The organism is uncultured Lutibacter sp. (assembly GCF_937891065.1).
In the GTDB taxonomy this organism is placed as follows: domain Bacteria; phylum Bacteroidota; class Bacteroidia; order Flavobacteriales; family Flavobacteriaceae; genus Lutibacter.
Window position 1 is genome coordinate 1 of the sequence record NZ_CALAEQ010000249.1, and the last position, 16722, is coordinate 16722.

14 protein-coding genes are annotated in these 16722 nt (G+C 29.9%); 9 read left to right on the forward strand and 5 right to left on the reverse strand.

Annotated features, from left to right (window positions below):
- Positions 1–73 precede the first annotated feature (73 nt).
- Entirely contained in the window at positions 74–472 is a 399-nt protein-coding gene (locus Q0352_RS13405; RefSeq protein ID WP_299528326.1) for a hypothetical protein, read from the forward strand.
- A 24-nt stretch (positions 473–496) separates the two neighbouring features.
- On the opposite strand, the gene Q0352_RS13410 is transcribed toward Q0352_RS13405, so the two are convergent.
- Entirely contained in the window at positions 497–3928 is a 3432-nt protein-coding gene (locus Q0352_RS13410; RefSeq protein ID WP_299528328.1) for a methylmalonyl-CoA mutase family protein, read from the reverse strand.
- Positions 3929–4605: 677 nt separating this feature from the next.
- Between Q0352_RS13410 and Q0352_RS13420 the strand changes: the two genes are divergently transcribed.
- Both Q0352_RS13420 and Q0352_RS13425 read left to right on the forward strand, forming a co-directional pair.
- Positions 4606–6606: a urocanate hydratase gene (locus Q0352_RS13420; RefSeq protein WP_299528332.1), complete on the forward strand. Its 2001-nt coding sequence runs from the start codon at positions 4606–4608 to the stop codon at positions 6604–6606.
- Between the two features lie 18 nt (positions 6607–6624).
- Positions 6625–7155 carry a DUF4136 domain-containing protein gene (locus tag Q0352_RS13425; protein ID WP_299528334.1) on the forward strand — a complete coding sequence of 177 codons (531 nt, stop codon included), beginning with the start codon at positions 6625–6627 and terminating at the stop codon, positions 7153–7155.
- Positions 7156–7244: 89 nt separating this feature from the next.
- Here the strand turns inward: Q0352_RS13425 and Q0352_RS13430 are convergent, their stop codons facing one another.
- Entirely contained in the window at positions 7245–8723 is a 1479-nt protein-coding gene (locus Q0352_RS13430; protein ID WP_299528336.1) for a catalase, read from the reverse strand.
- 110 nt (positions 8724–8833) lie between these two features.
- On the opposite strand from Q0352_RS13430, the gene Q0352_RS13435 reads away from it, so the two are divergent.
- From Q0352_RS13435 to Q0352_RS13460, 6 genes are all read left to right on the forward strand, one after another.
- Positions 8834–9004: a DUF5522 domain-containing protein gene (locus Q0352_RS13435; RefSeq protein WP_299528338.1), complete on the forward strand. Its 171-nt coding sequence runs from the start codon at positions 8834–8836 to the stop codon at positions 9002–9004.
- A 36-nt stretch (positions 9005–9040) separates the two neighbouring features.
- Entirely contained in the window at positions 9041–9742 is a 702-nt protein-coding gene (locus tag Q0352_RS13440; RefSeq protein ID WP_299528340.1) for a DUF4197 domain-containing protein, read from the forward strand.
- Between the two features lie 424 nt (positions 9743–10166).
- Complete coding sequence (locus tag Q0352_RS13445; protein WP_299528342.1) at positions 10167–10985, forward strand: prephenate dehydratase; 819 nt, start codon at positions 10167–10169, stop codon at positions 10983–10985.
- Positions 10985–12139 carry an aminotransferase class I/II-fold pyridoxal phosphate-dependent enzyme gene (locus tag Q0352_RS13450; RefSeq protein WP_299528344.1) on the forward strand — a complete coding sequence of 385 codons (1155 nt, stop codon included), beginning with the start codon at positions 10985–10987 and terminating at the stop codon, positions 12137–12139. Before Q0352_RS13445 ends, Q0352_RS13450 begins: the two co-directional genes overlap by 1 nt.
- A 5-nt stretch (positions 12140–12144) precedes the next feature.
- Entirely contained in the window at positions 12145–12993 is an 849-nt protein-coding gene (locus Q0352_RS13455; protein ID WP_299528346.1) for a prephenate dehydrogenase, read from the forward strand.
- 62 nt (positions 12994–13055) lie between these two features.
- Positions 13056–14132, forward strand: coding sequence for a bifunctional 3-deoxy-7-phosphoheptulonate synthase/chorismate mutase type II (locus tag Q0352_RS13460; RefSeq protein WP_299528348.1), 1077 nt, complete (start codon positions 13056–13058; stop codon positions 14130–14132).
- Positions 14133–14269: 137 nt separating this feature from the next.
- Here Q0352_RS13460 and Q0352_RS13465 read toward each other — a convergent pair whose 3' ends face one another.
- The 3 genes from Q0352_RS13465 to Q0352_RS13475 form a co-directional block, all read right to left on the reverse strand.
- Positions 14270–14710, reverse strand: coding sequence for an Hsp20/alpha crystallin family protein (locus Q0352_RS13465; RefSeq protein WP_299528350.1), 441 nt, complete (start codon positions 14708–14710; stop codon positions 14270–14272).
- Between the two features lie 825 nt (positions 14711–15535).
- Positions 15536–15925: a hypothetical protein gene (locus Q0352_RS13470; protein WP_299528352.1), complete on the reverse strand. Its 390-nt coding sequence runs from the start codon at positions 15923–15925 to the stop codon at positions 15536–15538.
- A gap of 17 nt (positions 15926–15942) precedes the next feature.
- Positions 15943–16722 (reverse strand): universal stress protein (locus Q0352_RS13475; RefSeq protein WP_299528353.1); only part of this gene is annotated, 780 nt, incomplete at its 5' end.

A 16722-nucleotide genomic window follows, 5' to 3' on the forward strand; every position in this document is an offset into this window, starting at 1 on the left:
AACACTATTTCTTAAAAATATAAATATATAATAACGAAATACTATGTAATTTTATATTTCGAAAATAAAAAGAATGTCTGTTTATCAAAATCAAAATTTAAATCAATTAATTATCTATCAAAAATCATTAGATATATTCAAGATGTCGCGACATGTTGCGTCTTACGTAACTGATGATAAGGATTTAATTTCAATGTATAGGTCAGGTGATAAGTTAGATAATTATGCTGATAATTTGGTAATGAATGCTTTTAGACTGGTTCCCAAAATAGTTGAAGCTGAAACTCAAGAGAACCCAAATTTAAAATTGAAATATGCAAAGTCACTTCGATATTTTATAGATAGAATATATCAAGATTGTAAGAGTTTAGAAAGTACCAAAATTCAAGGATTGGAATTTGTGATAATGTTACGTAAAGAACTGAAAAGTCTTCGTAAAATTCATAAACGTTATGTTAACTCCTTGTTATAATAGTCCTAACAACTAATAACCAAATTACATATTTCTTCTATATTGTCCGCCAACTTCAAATAATGCATCTGTAATTTGACCAATGGAACAAACTTTACAGGCTTCCATTAGTTGCTCAAAAATATTTTCGTTGTTGATTGATTTTTTCTTCAATAATTCAAGATGATTTAAAACCGTGGTATTGTTTCCTCTATTTAGATTTTCAACCACTTTGATTTGATATTGTTTTTCTTCTTCCGTAGCCCTAATAACTTCTTGTGGTAAAACTGTTGGTGAACCTTTACTACTTAAAAATGTATTTACACCAATAATTGGGAATTCACCGGTATGTTTTAAAGTTTCATAATACAAACTTTCTTCTTGAATTTTACTGCGTTGATACATTGTTTCCATAGCACCTAAAACACCGCCACGTTCAGTAATTCTATCAAATTCCACATAAATTGCTTCCTCAACTAAATCGGTTAACTCTTCAATAATAAATGAACCTTGAATAGGGTTTTCATTGGTTGCTAATCCTAATTCTTTATTAATAATAAGCTGAATTGCCATTGCTCTACGCACACTTTCTTCGGTTGGTGTTGTAATAGCTTCATCATACGCATTGGTATGTAAACTATTGCAATTATCGTATATAGCATACAATGCTTGTAAAGTTGTTCTTATATCATTAAAATCAATTTCTTGAGCGTGTAAACTTCTTCCAGATGTTTGAATATGATATTTTAACATTTGTGCTCTGGAATTGGCTCCATATTTATTTTTCATGGCTTTTGCCCAAATTTTACGAGCAACTCTACCAATTACAGCATATTCTGGATCAACACCATTTGAAAAGAAGAATGATAAGTTTGGACCAAATTTGTTAATGTCCATTCCTCTAGATAAATAATATTCAACATACGTGAATCCGTTTGCTAAAGTAAAAGCTAATTGTGAAATTGGATTTGCTCCAGCTTCTGCAATATGATATCCTGAAATTGAAACAGAATAAAAATTACGAACATTATTTTTAATGAAATATTCCTGAACATCACCCATTAAACGCAACGCAAATTCAGTAGAAAAAATACATGTATTTTGAGCTTGATCCTCTTTTAAAATATCAGCTTGTACGGTTCCTCTAACTATTGCAATGGTCTCAAATTTTATTTTTTGATAGACATCATTTGACAAAACTTCATCGCCAGTCACTCCTAAAAGTAGCAGACCTAGGCCATTATTTCCTTCAGGTAATTTTCCTTGGTATTTTGGTCTTTGTACTCCTTTATTCTTGTAAATGGTTGCTATTTTAGCTTCAATTTTAGCTTCTAAACCATTTTTAATAATGTATTTTTCACATTCCTGATCAATGGCAGCATTCATAAAAAAGGCCAACATCATTGGTGCCGGACCGTTTATTGTCATAGAAACCGAGGTCATTGCATTGGTTAAATCGAAACCAGAATATAATTTTTTAGCATCATCTAAACAACAAATAGATACTCCGGCGTTTCCAATTTTACCATAAATATCTGGACGAATATCAGGGTCGTTTCCATACAAGGTAACAGAATCAAATGCAGTTGATAATCGTTTTGCTGGCATTCCTAAACTTACATAATGAAAACGTCTGTTTGTGCGTTCTGGCCCACCTTCACCAGCAAACATTCTGGTTGGGTCTTCACCTGTTCTTTTAAATGGAAATAAACCTGATGTATAAGGGAATTCTCCGGGTACATTTTCTTCTAAAGTCCATAATAAAATATCACCCCAAGCTTCATATTTTGGTAATGAAATTTTAGGAATTTGAAGGTGAGATAATGATTCGCTATGTGTTTTTATGCAAATTTCTTTATCTCTAACTTTGTATGAATAAACTTCGTTTTTGTATGATTGTTTTTTTGTTTCCCAGTTTAAAATAGTTATCCAATTATGAGGGTTTAAGTCCATTTTAGCTTTGTCAAATTCTAAGATTAACAATTCTAAAAAGTCTCCATTATTGTCATTCTGAGCTTGTCTAAGACTTTCTTTATCTAATCCGAACTTCGTTAGGCTAAGTTTGATACAAGAAACAGCTTCAATTGTTTTATAAATACCATATAATTTCTGAGCAATATCTTTTTGTTCTAAACTAGTTTTGCTGTATAATCTGTTGTTTTCTGTAATTTCTGATAAATACCGAGTTCTGTTTGGCGGAATAATAAACTGTTTTTCACTTATGGTATCAGAAACATCGAATTTACTATTGAAATTTGTCCCTGTTTTTTCATCGAGTTTATTCATTAAAACTCGGTATAATTCATTGGTTCCAGGATCGTTAAATTGAGAAGCAATTGTTCCATAAACAGGCATTGAAAAAACATTTTCTGCCCATAAATTATGATTGCGTTGGTATTGTTTTTTTACATCTCGTAAAGCATCTAAAGAACCACGTTTATCAAATTTGTTCAATGCAATAACATCAGCAAAATCAATCATATCAATTTTTTCCAATTGCGTTGCGGCTCCATATTCTGGAGTCATTACATATAAGGAAACGTCAGAATGATCTATAATTTCGGTATCACTTTGCCCAATTCCTGAAGTTTCTAAAACTACCAAATCATAACCTGCAACTTTTAAAATAGCAACTGCATCACTTACGTGTTTTGATAATGCTAAATTAGATTGACGTGTGGCTAATGAACGCATATAAACACGGCTATTTTTAATAGAATTCATTCTAATTCTATCTCCAAGAAGCGCTCCGCCTGTTTTCTTTTTTGAAGGATCAACAGATATAATAGCAATTGTTTTTTTAGGAAAATCAATTAAATATCTTCTAACTAATTCATCAACAGTTGATGATTTTCCAGAACCTCCAGTTCCTGTAATTCCTAAAACAGGAATAGCTGATTCTTTAGATTGTTTTCTAATTTCAGAAATAAACTCAGCATGTTTTTCAGAAAAATTTTCGGCAGCTGAAATTGATTTCGCTAATTGTAAAGGATTTTTTTTAGATAAATCAGAAACATTAAAGTCTATAATTTCACCAGTAGGAAAATCACACGTTTCAATCATATCGTTTATCATTCCTTGCAAGCCCATTCGTCTTCCATCATCAGGAGTGTAAATTCGTGTCACCCCATAATTCATTAAATCTTTAATTTCTTCTGGAAGAATTACACCGCCACCGCCACCATATATTTTAATATGAGAAGCTCCTTTTTCACTCAATAGGTCTACAACATACTTAAAGTACTCATTATGACCACCTTGGTAAGATGTAAGTGCAATGGCATTTGCATCTTCCTGTATGGCACAATCAACAACTTCTTCAACACTTCTATCATGTCCTAAATGAATAACTTCAACACCTGTAGCTTGAATAATCCTTCGCATTATATTAATAGCTGCGTCGTGTCCATCAAAAAGGGATGCTGCTGTTACAATTCGAACTTTATTTTTTGGTTTATAAGGTGTAATTTGCTCCATAATTTAATTCTTAGGTACGCAATTTAACTAAAATTAATAAGTAAAAATGTACCTAAAGCGTGTATTTTTAAAGTGAAAGTATTTAGATTTAAAATTTCACAGTAAAAGTCTAAATATTCAGTTAAAATAGTATTAAACCCGTAGTTTAAATTATAAATATTTTAAAAAAGTGTAAGAATTTCTGCTAGTTAAATAAAGTAAGTTGTTTTCATTTTTATAAGCTTCTTTTTCAAAACTAATATTTTTATAAGCTTTATAATGATTTTTAAATTGTAATAACCTAATTAGATACTCAGCTGAGTACCAGATAAAAAAGGTAACCCATAGTAGTTCTACTTGTTGTTTTAAGTGTATTTTTTCGTGATTGAGTAATGTTTTATTTGATTTTAAATGTTTATCTCGTAAAAAGATAAAAGGGTAAATTGTTAATCCAATGAATCTTCTTGGAATTATATATTTAAAAATTAGTATCATAACAATCTTACATTTCTCAAAAATCAAACCAATTTACATTATATTTGTAACTCATAAAAATAACTTAAAAATATCTTGGATATTTTTCACTTCAAATATAAAAAATGTATTGCCTTAACTCATTTTAGAGTTGCAATTCGTTATCCGTAGTTTTTAATTTTTAAATATTAAAAATTAAAATATGAACTCAATTAAAAAATATTATGACATTTCAAGATCAAATAAAGCAAGGAATTCCTAACGAATTACCTTCAGTTAAAGTATATAATAGAGCTGTAAATCACGCTCCAAAACGTAAAGACATTTTATCAAAAGTTGAAAAAGAGTTAGCTATAAGAAATGCTTTACGATATTTTGATAAGAAACACCATGCAGTCTTATCTAAAGAATTTGCTGAAGAATTAAAAGAATATGGTAGAATTTATATGTATCGTTTTCGCCCAGATTATAAAATGTATGCACGTCCTATAAACGAGTTTCCAGGAAAATGTGAGCAGGCAAAAGCTATTATGCACATGATTCAAAATAATTTAGATGATGCTGTAGCACAACATCCACATGAATTAATTACGTATGGAGGTAATGGTGCCGTTTTTCAAAATTGGGCACAATATTTATTAACGATGCAATACTTATCTGAATTAGAAGATGATCAGACATTGGTGATGTATTCAGGGCATCCGATGGGTATGTTTCCTTCTAATAAAAATGCGCCAAGAGTTGTGGTAACTAATGGAATGATGATTCCTAATTATAGCAAACCAGACGATTGGGAAAAATTTAATGCTTTGGGTGTAACTCAATATGGGCAAATGACTGCGGGTAGTTTTATGTATATTGGTCCGCAAGGAATTGTTCATGGAACTACTATTACAGTTTTAAATGCTGGAAGAAAAATAGCGAAAAACGGAGAAGATTTAGCTGGAAAATTATTTCTAACTTCAGGTTTAGGAGGTATGAGTGGTGCACAACCAAAAGCAGGAAATATAGCAGGTTGTATTACTGTTTGTGCTGAAGTAAACCCTAAGATTACTGATATTCGTTTATCACAAGGTTGGATTGACGAAAAGATTACGGATTTAAATTCTTTGGTGTCAAGAGTTCAAAAAGCAAAAGCAACTAAAGAAGTTGTATCTATTGCTTATTTAGGAAATATAGTAGAGGTTTGGGAAAAATTTGCCGAAGAAAATTTATATATAGATTTAGGTTCAGACCAAACTTCATTGCATAATCCTTGGGCGGGAGGTTATTATCCAGTTGGAATTTCATTTGAAGAATCCAATGAATTAATGGTTAATAATCCTGAATTGTTTAAAGAAAAAGTACAAGAAAGTTTACGAAGACAAACAATTGCAATTAATAAACACACAGCCAAAGGAACCTATTTTTTCGATTATGGAAATGCATTTTTATTAGAAGCAAGTAGAGCTGGAGCTGATATTATGGCTGAGAATGGAATTGATTTTAGATATCCTTCCTACGTACAAGACATCATGGGACCTATGTGTTTTGATTATGGTTTTGGACCTTTTAGATGGGTGTGTACAAGTGCTAATCCAACCGATTTAGAAAAAACGGATACTATTGCTTGTGAAGTTTTAGAAGAATTAATGAAAAATTCTCCAATTGAAATTCAGCAACAAATGGCTGATAATATTCAATGGATTAAAGGAGCTCAAGAAAATAAATTGGTGGTTGGCTCACAAGCACGTATTTTATATGCTGATGCTGAAGGAAGAATGAAAATTGCTGAAGCATTTAACAATGCAGTGAAAACTAATATAATTTCAGCACCAATTGTTTTAGGGAGAGATCATCACGATGTTTCTGGAACTGATTCTCCATACAGAGAAACATCTAATATTTATGATGGGTCTCAATTCACCGCTGATATGGCGATTCAAAATGTAATTGGTGATAGTTTTAGAGGTGCAACTTGGGTTTCTATTCATAATGGTGGTGGAGTAGGCTGGGGAGAAGTTGTAAATGGTGGTTTTGGTATGGTTCTTGATGGTAGTATAGAAGCAGAAAAGCGCTTAAAAAGTATGCTTTTTTGGGATGTAAATAATGGAATTGCTCGAAGAAATTGGGCACGTAATGAAGGAGCAACTTTTGCAATTAAAAGAGCAATGAAAGTTGAACCTAAATTAAAAGTTACGTTACCAAATTTAGTTGATGATTCTTTATTGCATGATTTGTTTTAAAACCTTAAAAAATATAAAATGAAAGCTATCAAATTACTTCCGTTAGTATTACTTTTTTTAGTAAGCTCATGTAGTTCAGTTAGAGTTTCAACTGATTATGATACCAATACAGATTTCTCGAATTACAAGACCTTTGCTTTTTATAAAAAAGGAATTGATAAGGTTGAAATTTCTGATTTAGACAAACGAAGAATTTTAAAAGCTGTAGAAAGTGAATTATTAGCAATAGGTTTTGTGAAATCTGAAAGTCCAGATGTTTTAGTAAATATTTTTACTAAGTCACGCCAAAAAGTTGATGTATATAGTAATAATATGTACTATGGTTGGCACCCTTGGTATTATGGTCCAAACTTTGGAACACATATTTCTCAATACACAGAAGGAACGTTGTTTATAGATTTAATTGATGCTAATAAAAAAGAATTAGCTTGGCAGGGTATTGGAAGTGGTGCGTTAAATACGTCAGGTAAAATTTCTAAAAAAGAAGAACGAATTAAAGAATTTGTAGCTGAAATTATGGCTAAATATCCTCCTGGAATTGAGGATTAATGGGGTTATATAAATTATAAAAAAGGGTAAATTTTATTTAAAATTTACCCTTTTTTATTTATTTTAAGGTCAATGTTTTTAAATGGGGTTTACCTTAATAATTTTGGATCAATTTCAACTCCTAATCCTTTAGCTACTCCCATTCCTAATTGAATATCAACTCTAAACCAATGGCATAATTGTAGGTTTATTATTTCGTCTTTTTTTGAACCACTTATTCCACTCATAGCTCCAACAATATTGTTGATGGTATTTATTTTTGCTTCTGGAGTCATAATTTTAAATAAATTACCAGGTTGTGTAAAATGGTCATCATCACCTTCATTTCTATCAAAATAACCTGCAATATTACTATCTAATTCATAGTTTACTCCTTTATAAGAGTCGTCTTCTGTATTATTATCAAAACTATTAGGATAATAATTTGGTGAATTTTCCCCATTCCCATCAAAACGCATAGCTCCGTCTCTATGATAATTATTTGTAGCATACGGGCATTTATTTACTGGAAGTGCTTGATAATTACCTCCTATTCTATAGCGTTGAGCATCAGGATAAGCTAATATTCTACCTTGTAACATTTTGTCTGGAGAGAAACCAATTCCATCTACTAAATTTGATGGTGCAAAAGCTGCCTGTTCAACATCTTGAAAATAGTTTGCAGGTATTTCATTCAATTCAATTTCTCCAACATCAATTAAAGGATAATCTTTATGTGACCAAACTTTTGTTAAATCAAATGGGTTCCAACTGAAATTTTTGGCTTCATCTAAAGTCATCACTTGAATTTTAAGTGCATATTTTGGATAATCACCTTTTTCAATAGCATCAACTAAATCACGTTGTGAATAATCTGGGTCGGTTCCTTTTAATTTAGTTGCTTCAGCATCAGTAAAAGTTTTGTTGCCTTGCATTGTTTTGTAATGAAACTTAACATAAATGCGTTCATTTTTGTCGTTTACCATTGAGAATGTATGACTTCCATAACCATTCATAAAGCGATAACCGTTTGGTGTTCCTCTATCTGACATTAAAATAAGTACTTGATGTAAACTTTCAGGATTTAACGACCAATAGTCCCAAACCATAGTTGGTGATTTGCAATTAGTGTGTGGATCTCTTTTTTGGGTGTGAATAAAATCAGGAAACTTTTTTGGGTCCTTTATAAAAAATACGGGTGTATTGTTACCAACCAAATCCCAGTTTCCATCTTCAGTATAAAACTTTACGGCAAATCCGCGCGGATCACGTTCTGTGTCTGCTGAACCTTTTTCCCCACCTACCGTTGAAAAGCGAGTAAAAACTTTTGTTTGTTTACCTATTTTCGAAAATAATTTAGCTCTTGTGTACTTTGTAATATCGTGAGTAACAGTGAATGTTCCATATGCACCAGATCCTTTTGCATGTACAATTCGCTCAGGAATTCTTTCTCTATTAAAGGTTGCTAATTTTTCGTGTAAAAAATAATCTTGTAATAGTAATGGCCCTCTTGCTCCGGCACTTTGTGAATCTTGATAATGATTTACTGGTGCTCCTGCTTCAGTAGTTAATCTTTTTTTTTCTTTCATGGTGTAATTATTTTTATTTAAAGTCTTTGATTACTCCTTTTTGAATAATTTATACGGTGGTTTTTTTAATATATTTGGTTAAAAGATAAAGTGTTATTTTTGCAACATCTATGTCAAATATTAACGATTCAAAATTAACATCAGAAGATTATTATCTATCTGAAGAAGGATACCGAGTTTTTACTGAAAAATATCATCTAAAACGAGGATATTGTTGTAAAAACGGTTGTAAACATTGTCCATATAAATATAACAAAAAAACGGATACCTTTGAAATGTAATTTCAGGTATATTAACAAAAATTCAAATTAAATATTATGATAAAAAGAATACTTTTAATAGTTGTTGTTTTTCAATTTTCTGCATGTGCAGAATTGCAACAAGTTATAAATCAACTTCCTAATGGAATGATTACAAACGATCAAATTGCGGGAGGTTTAAAAGAAGCTTTAAATAATGGAATTACAAATCAGGTTACTAAACTAGCCGTAGAAGATGGTTTTTTTAAAAATGAATTAACAAGAATTTTATTACCTGAAGAATTGCAAAAAGTGGATAATACGCTTCGAAAAATAGGTTTATCTAAATTAGCTGATGAAGGTTTGAAAGTGTTAAATAGAGCTGCTGAGGATGCAGTTGGAGAAGCAATTCCAATTTTTGTTGATGCAATAAAAGGAATGACTTTTACTGATGCCAAAAATATTTTATTAGGCGATAAAAATGCCGCAACTCAATATTTACAAGGAGCTACATCTGAAACTTTGTATCAAAAATTCAATCCAATTATTAGCAATTCATTTAAAAAAGTAGGAGCCGACATAATTTGGACAGATTTAATTACAAAATACAATAACTTACCATTAACAAACGATGTAAATCCTGACTTAACAGATTATGTTACTGGAGAAGCTCTTAAAGGAGTTTTTGCAATGGTTGAAGTTGAAGAAAAAGAAATTAGAGCAAATGTATCAAAGCGCTCAACAGATTTGTTGAAACGTGTTTTTGCACTCCAGGATTAGCATAAAATAATTATTGAATTTCTTTTTTATTAAATTCATTTTATGAAAATGTAATGGAGTAAAATAGTGATAAATACGTTTTCTAATTTGATATTTTTTTAAATAGTTTACATTATTTAATAATCTAATTTTAAGAATTATCATAAATTAAACAATCTCGTTAAGAATTAATCATTAATAATAGGTTTTTTATAGTTTATTGATAATCAACTTTTATTTTTATAGAAAAAAGTTGCTTTTTTAAAATTAATGTATAAATTTGTCCCTTAAATACAGAGAATGAACACACAAAACACTTGGAATAGCTTCTATTTTTACTTTTATTTTAGCAATAAAAGAGAGGCTTAGTATGTGTTTATAAATAAAAAATAAATGATAAAGTCTCGAATTTAATTCGGGATTTTTTTTTGATAAAAAATTAAAAATGAAGGTTGCAATACAAGGAATAAAAGGATCTTTTCACCACATAGTAGCTGAACAGTATTTTGGTAAAAATATTGATTTGTTAGAGTGTTTATCATTTAGTGAAATGCCAGCATTATTACATGATAAGAAAGCTGATGTTGTAATAATGGCTATTGAAAATTCTATAGCGGGAGCTATTTTGCCAAATTATGCACTTATTGATGAAAATCAATTAACAATTTGCGGGGAACATCATTTAGAAATTCATCACAACTTAATGTGCTTAAAAGGGCAAAGTATCATGGATATTAAAGAAGTATACTCACACCCAATGGCTTTATTACAATGCCATAAGTTTTTTAAACAATACCCTCATATTAAATTAGTTGAAGATAAAGATACGGCAGTAGTTGCTAAAAGAATACAAGATCAAAAGTTGGAAGGAGTTGGCGCAATTGCAAGCAATTTAGCAGCGGAAATATATAATTTGGATATTTTAGTAGCTGAAATTCAAGAGATAAAGGAGAATGCTACACGGTTTTTTCTGCTCACAAATTCCGAAAGTAAAAGTAGTGTTTCTTCAAATAAAGCTTCAATTAAGTTTATTACTAGCCACGAAACAGGAAGCTTAGCTTTGGTTTTAACCATTTTAGCAAAACACAATCTGAATCTTTCTAAAATTCAATCAATGCCTGTTATAAATACTCCTTGGAAATATGCGTTTTTTGCCGATTTTATTTTTGATAGTTATGCCGATTATCACAATGCTATAAATGAAATAAAAGTAAAGGTGGAAACATTAAAAATATTGGGCGAATACACAAAAGGGAAAAGATAATGATACAAAAAGCAGATAGATTAAACGATGTAAAGGAATACTATTTTTCAAAAAAATTGAGAGAAGTTGCTGCATTAAAAAAGGAAGGAAAACCGGTCATTAATATTGCTATTGGAAGCCCAGATTTAAAACCAGCACCAAGTGTAATAGCTGCGTTAAATAGTGCTGCACAATTAGATGGTGCACATGGATATCAAAGTTACCAAGGAATTCCTGAATTGCGAGAAGGGTTTAGTAATTTTTATAAAGTAAACTATAATGTTAGTCTAAATCCGGCTAATGAAGTTCTTCCTTTAATGGGGTCAAAGGAAGGAATTATGCATATTTCAATGGCTTTTTTAAATAAAGGAGATAAAGTATTAATTCCTAATCCAGGTTACCCTACTTATTTATCAGTAACCAAATTAGTGGAGGCTGAACCTGTTTTTTACAACCTAACTGAAGCAACAAATTGGTTGCCTAATTTTGACGAAATTGAAAAAGAAAATTTAGAGAATGTAAAAATAATGTGGGTTAATTATCCACATATGCCAACTGGAGCCGCAGCTTCAAAAGAGGATTTTAAACAATTAATTGCATTTGCAAAAAAGCATAACATATTAATTGTAAATGACAATCCATATAGTTTTATTTTAAACGAAAACCCGATTAGTATCTTAGCAGTTGAAGGAGCAAAAGAAGTCGCTATTGAATTAAATTCTTTAAGTAAAACGTTTAGCATGGCAGGTTGGAGAGTAGGTATGGTTGTTGGAGATGCTGAAATTCTAAAAGCGATATTACAAGTAAAAAGTAATATGGATTCGGGAATGTTTTTAGGGATTCAAAAAGGAGCTGTTGAAGCTTTAAAATTATCAAAGAGTTGGTTTGAAGAACAGAATGAAATTTATAAAAAAAGAAGAGCAATAGTTTGGAAGATATTTGATGCATTGGGATGTACTTATGATGCAACAATTGGAGGTTTGTTTGTTTGGGCAAAATTACCAAAAGAAAAAAAATCAGAAGAATTTACAGATTTATTATTGTATGAAAAGGATGTTTTTATAACGCCAGGAACCATTTTTGGTTCAAATGGAGAAGGTTACATAAGAGCCTCATTATGTGTTTCTTCAGTAATTTTTGAAGAAGTTTTAACCAGATTAAAAACTGTTAAATAGGAGCTATGGAAAAGTTAGTAGTAATTGGTTTGGGATTAATTGGAGGTTCTTTAGCATTAGATTTAAAGAAGCGAAGTAGCTATAGAGTTTATGGAATTGATGAAAATCCGGCACATATAAAAAAGGCTTTAGAATTCGGTATTATTGAAGAAGAAATTGATTTCACTCAATTAGCAGATGCTTCTATTGTAATTATTGCAGTTCCAGTAAATATAATTCCACAGGTTGCAAATAAAGTATTGGATGTAATTTCAAAAGACACATTGGTTTTTGATGTTGGATCTGTAAAAAATGAAATTTGTAAGTCAATAGGAAACCACATAAATAGAAAAAATTATGTTGCAGCACATCCCTTAGCAGGAACAGAATTTTCAGGGCCTGAGGCAGCTATTTTAAATTTATTTGATGAAAAAGTAAATATACTTTGTGAAGCAGATAAAACAGATTGGAAAATTTTAGATAAAGCATTTAGCATTTTTAAAAAACTAAATATGCGTATTAAAATGATGAGCCCTGAAGAACATGACAGACATATAGCATATGTTTCACACTTGTCGCATGTAAGTTCATTTATGTTGGGGAAAACAGTTTTGGGTATTGAAAAAAATGAGCAGCATATATTTGATATGGCAAGTACAGGTTTTGCTTCAACAGTACGTTTAGCAAAAAGTTCAGCAAACACTTGGACACCTATATTTCTTGAAAATAAAGAAAATATTATACGCTCTCTAGATGAATATATCAAAAATTTGATTGAATTTAAAGAAATGATAGCATCTGATAATGAAGCAGGTTTAAAGGAAACTATGAATAGTACCAATTATATAAAATCAATTTTAAACGGAATAGAGTAGGGCGAAGTGATAAAGAAATAAAGAATAAGAAAATATTAAAATAATAACCAAAGTAAATCAACATGGAAATTAACAAAGAAAACAGAAAGTGGTTAGATAGCATGGGATTATCTCATCCTATTGTTATTGCAGGACCTTGTAGTGCTGAAACAGAAGAACAAGTTTTAAAAACAGCTCACGAGCTAAAAAACACTGATACTAATGTGTTTAGAGCAGGTATTTGGAAACCAAGAACTAGACCTGGAGGTTTTGAAGGTGTTGGAGCAATAGGATTACCTTGGTTACAAAAAGTAAAAGAAGAAACAGGAATGCTTGTAACTACTGAAGTTGGAAATGCAAATCACGTTGAACTAGCTTTGAAACACGGGATAGATATTTTGTGGATTGGAGCAAGAACCACTGTAAATCCATTTGTAACTCAGGAAATAGCAGAAGCTTTAAAAGGAGTTGATATTCCAGTTTTAGTAAAAAATCCTGTAAATCCAGATTTAGCATTGTGGTTAGGAGCTGTAGAACGTTTTCAAACGGCTGGAATTTCTCAATTAGGAGTGATTCATAGAGGGTTTTCTACCTACAATTCACTGCATTACCGTAATAAACCATTATGGCATTTAGCTATTGAGTTAAAGAAAGAATTTCCAAACTTACCTTTAATTCTTGATCCATCACATATTTGTGGCCGAAGAGATACCATATTAGATGTTTCTCAAACAGCCTTAGATTTAAATTTTGACGGTTTTATGATTGAAACGCATATTGATCCAGATAATGCGTGGAGTGATGCTGCACAGCAGATTACACCAAATCAATTAAATAAAATAACAGCAGATTTAAGAATTCGTAAAGAGAATAGTAATGAAGAAGAGTTTCAACGTAAGTTGAATATGCACAGAAAGGAATTAGATTTGATAGATAGCAATATACTTGAAATTTTAAGTGATAGAATGGGGATTTCAAAAGAAATTGGAAAGCTGAAACATGAAGAAAATGTGGCTATTTTACAAAGTAGAAGATGGTCAGATATATTATTAAAAATGGTTGAAGGTGGGAATGAAAAGGGTTTAAGCAAAGAATTTGTGGAAGAAGTATTTAAGGCAATTCACGTAGAGTCAATTAATATTCAACACAAGGTTAAGTAAAATATTAAAAAGGTCTTAAACTCAATGAATATATGACGCTTGAAAACGTGAATAAAATAGAGTATACATTAAAATAGCTTGGATACTATCCAAGCTATTTTTCTAACAAATGTTAGCAATTCTCTTTTTCAAATAAATTAAGAAATTTCAATTACTTTTGGTTTTAACTTTTTAGCTTCTTCTTTTTTAGCGATGCTAAATTTTAAAATTCCATTATCATATTTAGCTTTTATTTTTTCTCCTGAAACACTTTCAGGCAATTGTAAGGATCTTTCAAAAGAACTGTAACTAAACTCTTTGCGTGTGTAATTTTCATCTTTCTCTTCTTTAGATTCTTCTCTTTTAGCTGAAATGTTCAAGCAGCCATCATCAATAGTAACTTCAAAATCTTTTTTGTTATAACCAGGAGCAGCTAATTCAATTTCAAATTCATCTTTTTTTTCTTTGATGTTCAGTGCAGGTTCATTCATTTTTTTTAACCAAAGCCTATCATTAAATAAGTTATTGGTGTTAAAATCTAAAAAATCTGGTGTAAACAAATTTTCCAATGGGCTTTTTCTAAATTTTACAAGTGTCATGGTTTTACGGTTTTAAATTAGACATTAATTATAGTATCAAATTTATTTTGAAAACAAATCTTGCCAAATGATATCTCTCATTTTGAAGTATGATAGTTTTCAGTTCCAACTTATAAGTGCAGACTTAATTGAAGTAGAAAAAAAACAATAAATTTTAGGTAAAGTGTAGACATAAAAAACAGGAAGCTAAGGCTTCCTGTTTTCTGAAGAATTTTTTAAAATTTTATCAATTTAAAATAATTTCTTATGTCATTTCCTATGAAATAAAACTAAAACTATTTTGAATTAATAAACATCTATAAACTCTTCATTTTCAACCTTTATTATTTTTCAATAACAATGGTTTATTTTTAGAAACAGGAAGTTTTACCTTCCTGTTTCCTGATTAGGTTAAAATTGTTTCGTTACTTTCAAATAATTTTTCATATTATAATTATCGCTAAAACAATACTAAAACTATTTTCAACTCAAAAACATTTTTAAGCTCCTCATTTTAACCTTCATTATTTCTCAATAACGATGGTTTATTTTTTTAGAAACAGGAAGTTTTACCTTCCTGTTTCTTTTATGAAAAAATTTTAGTAACTTTTTTGAAGTCGAAATAATCTTTCAAAACTTCTAATTCTATACATTAGAATAATAAATTAAATCCTTCAAGAAGTATCTAAATTTCCCCATTGTAATTTAATTGTTGTGTAACAATTAAGTTTATTTTAAGCTATTAAATCAAAGAACTTTTATTTTAGAATGTAAAATTATGCACTTTTTATAAATTTCAAAATGATTAGCATCAGTTTTGCATATGATTGTTATCATTTTAGTTAATTAAAATATCACAATCCCATAGCCCATATTAAGCAAGAAAATTCCTATTAAAAGAAGCAACATATAAATTAGTTGAATAAATTTAATATTAATATAGTCAAACCATTTAATGGCTCTTTTTGGAATTATAAATAAAATTATACCTTCAAATAAAGCGATCCAACCAATAAGAGTTATAATTAGTCTCCAATCTCCTTCCCAAATATCGTGAAATAAAATATTTAGCAAACCAATAATAATAGCCATAAAGGCTACAAGAATTGCGAATTTTTCATCTTTTAAATCTTTAATAATTTGTAGTATTCTTTTTGGGTTAAAACTTAATACTAAAAAGAAAATTATTAAATACCATCCCCAAAATTTAGCTAAAAAAACGGATATATTTTCCATAATGTGCCTTTTAATGTTTATTCATGCAGTACTAAAAACGGAACTTCAATGTGGTAGCTAATTTCTTCAACAGTTGGTTTAAATAAAATACGTTGAAAAAGATTTAGATTTTTGGCTACCATTATAATCATATCAATATCTCTACTTTCAACAAAGCATTGCACACCTTCTTCAATTTTTTTATTTGTAAGTCTATGAAAGCTATGTTTTTCGTCCATAAAGAAGTTGTTTAAAAACTCTTTATTTTCTATTTGGGAATCTGTAAGTATTTCATCTTTTTTAGCAATATGTAATATTCTAACGGTTGCATTATACATTTTAGCTAACTCTGTTATACTATTTAAAATTTTTGGTTGGTAAAATATATTATAATCTGTTGGGAAAGCAATTTCTTTTGGAACAGTATATGATGCTTTTTCTGGAACTATTAATACAGGGTGCTTTACCTTTGTAATTAAATCGCCCGTATTACTACCAACAATTACCTCACTTAAACCTGAAGCACCTTTGGTTCCCATAATAACAAGATCTATATTTTTTTCTTCAATATGTGTTTTTACAGCATCAATAAAACTATTATAACTTGAAAGTGTATAAAAGTGATGTTTGGAGTTTTTTGGTAGTTTACTTATTCTTTTTATTAATTTCTTTAAATCAATTTTAGTTTGATTTAAAAATGTTTTTTCAAGAATGTCTGATGAACCTATTATTGGGTAATCTCCAGTTGGATAATAAGGAATTAAGGTAACGTGTAATAAATAAAAATTACAAGCTGTTTTTTTGTAAAGTTCTAAAGC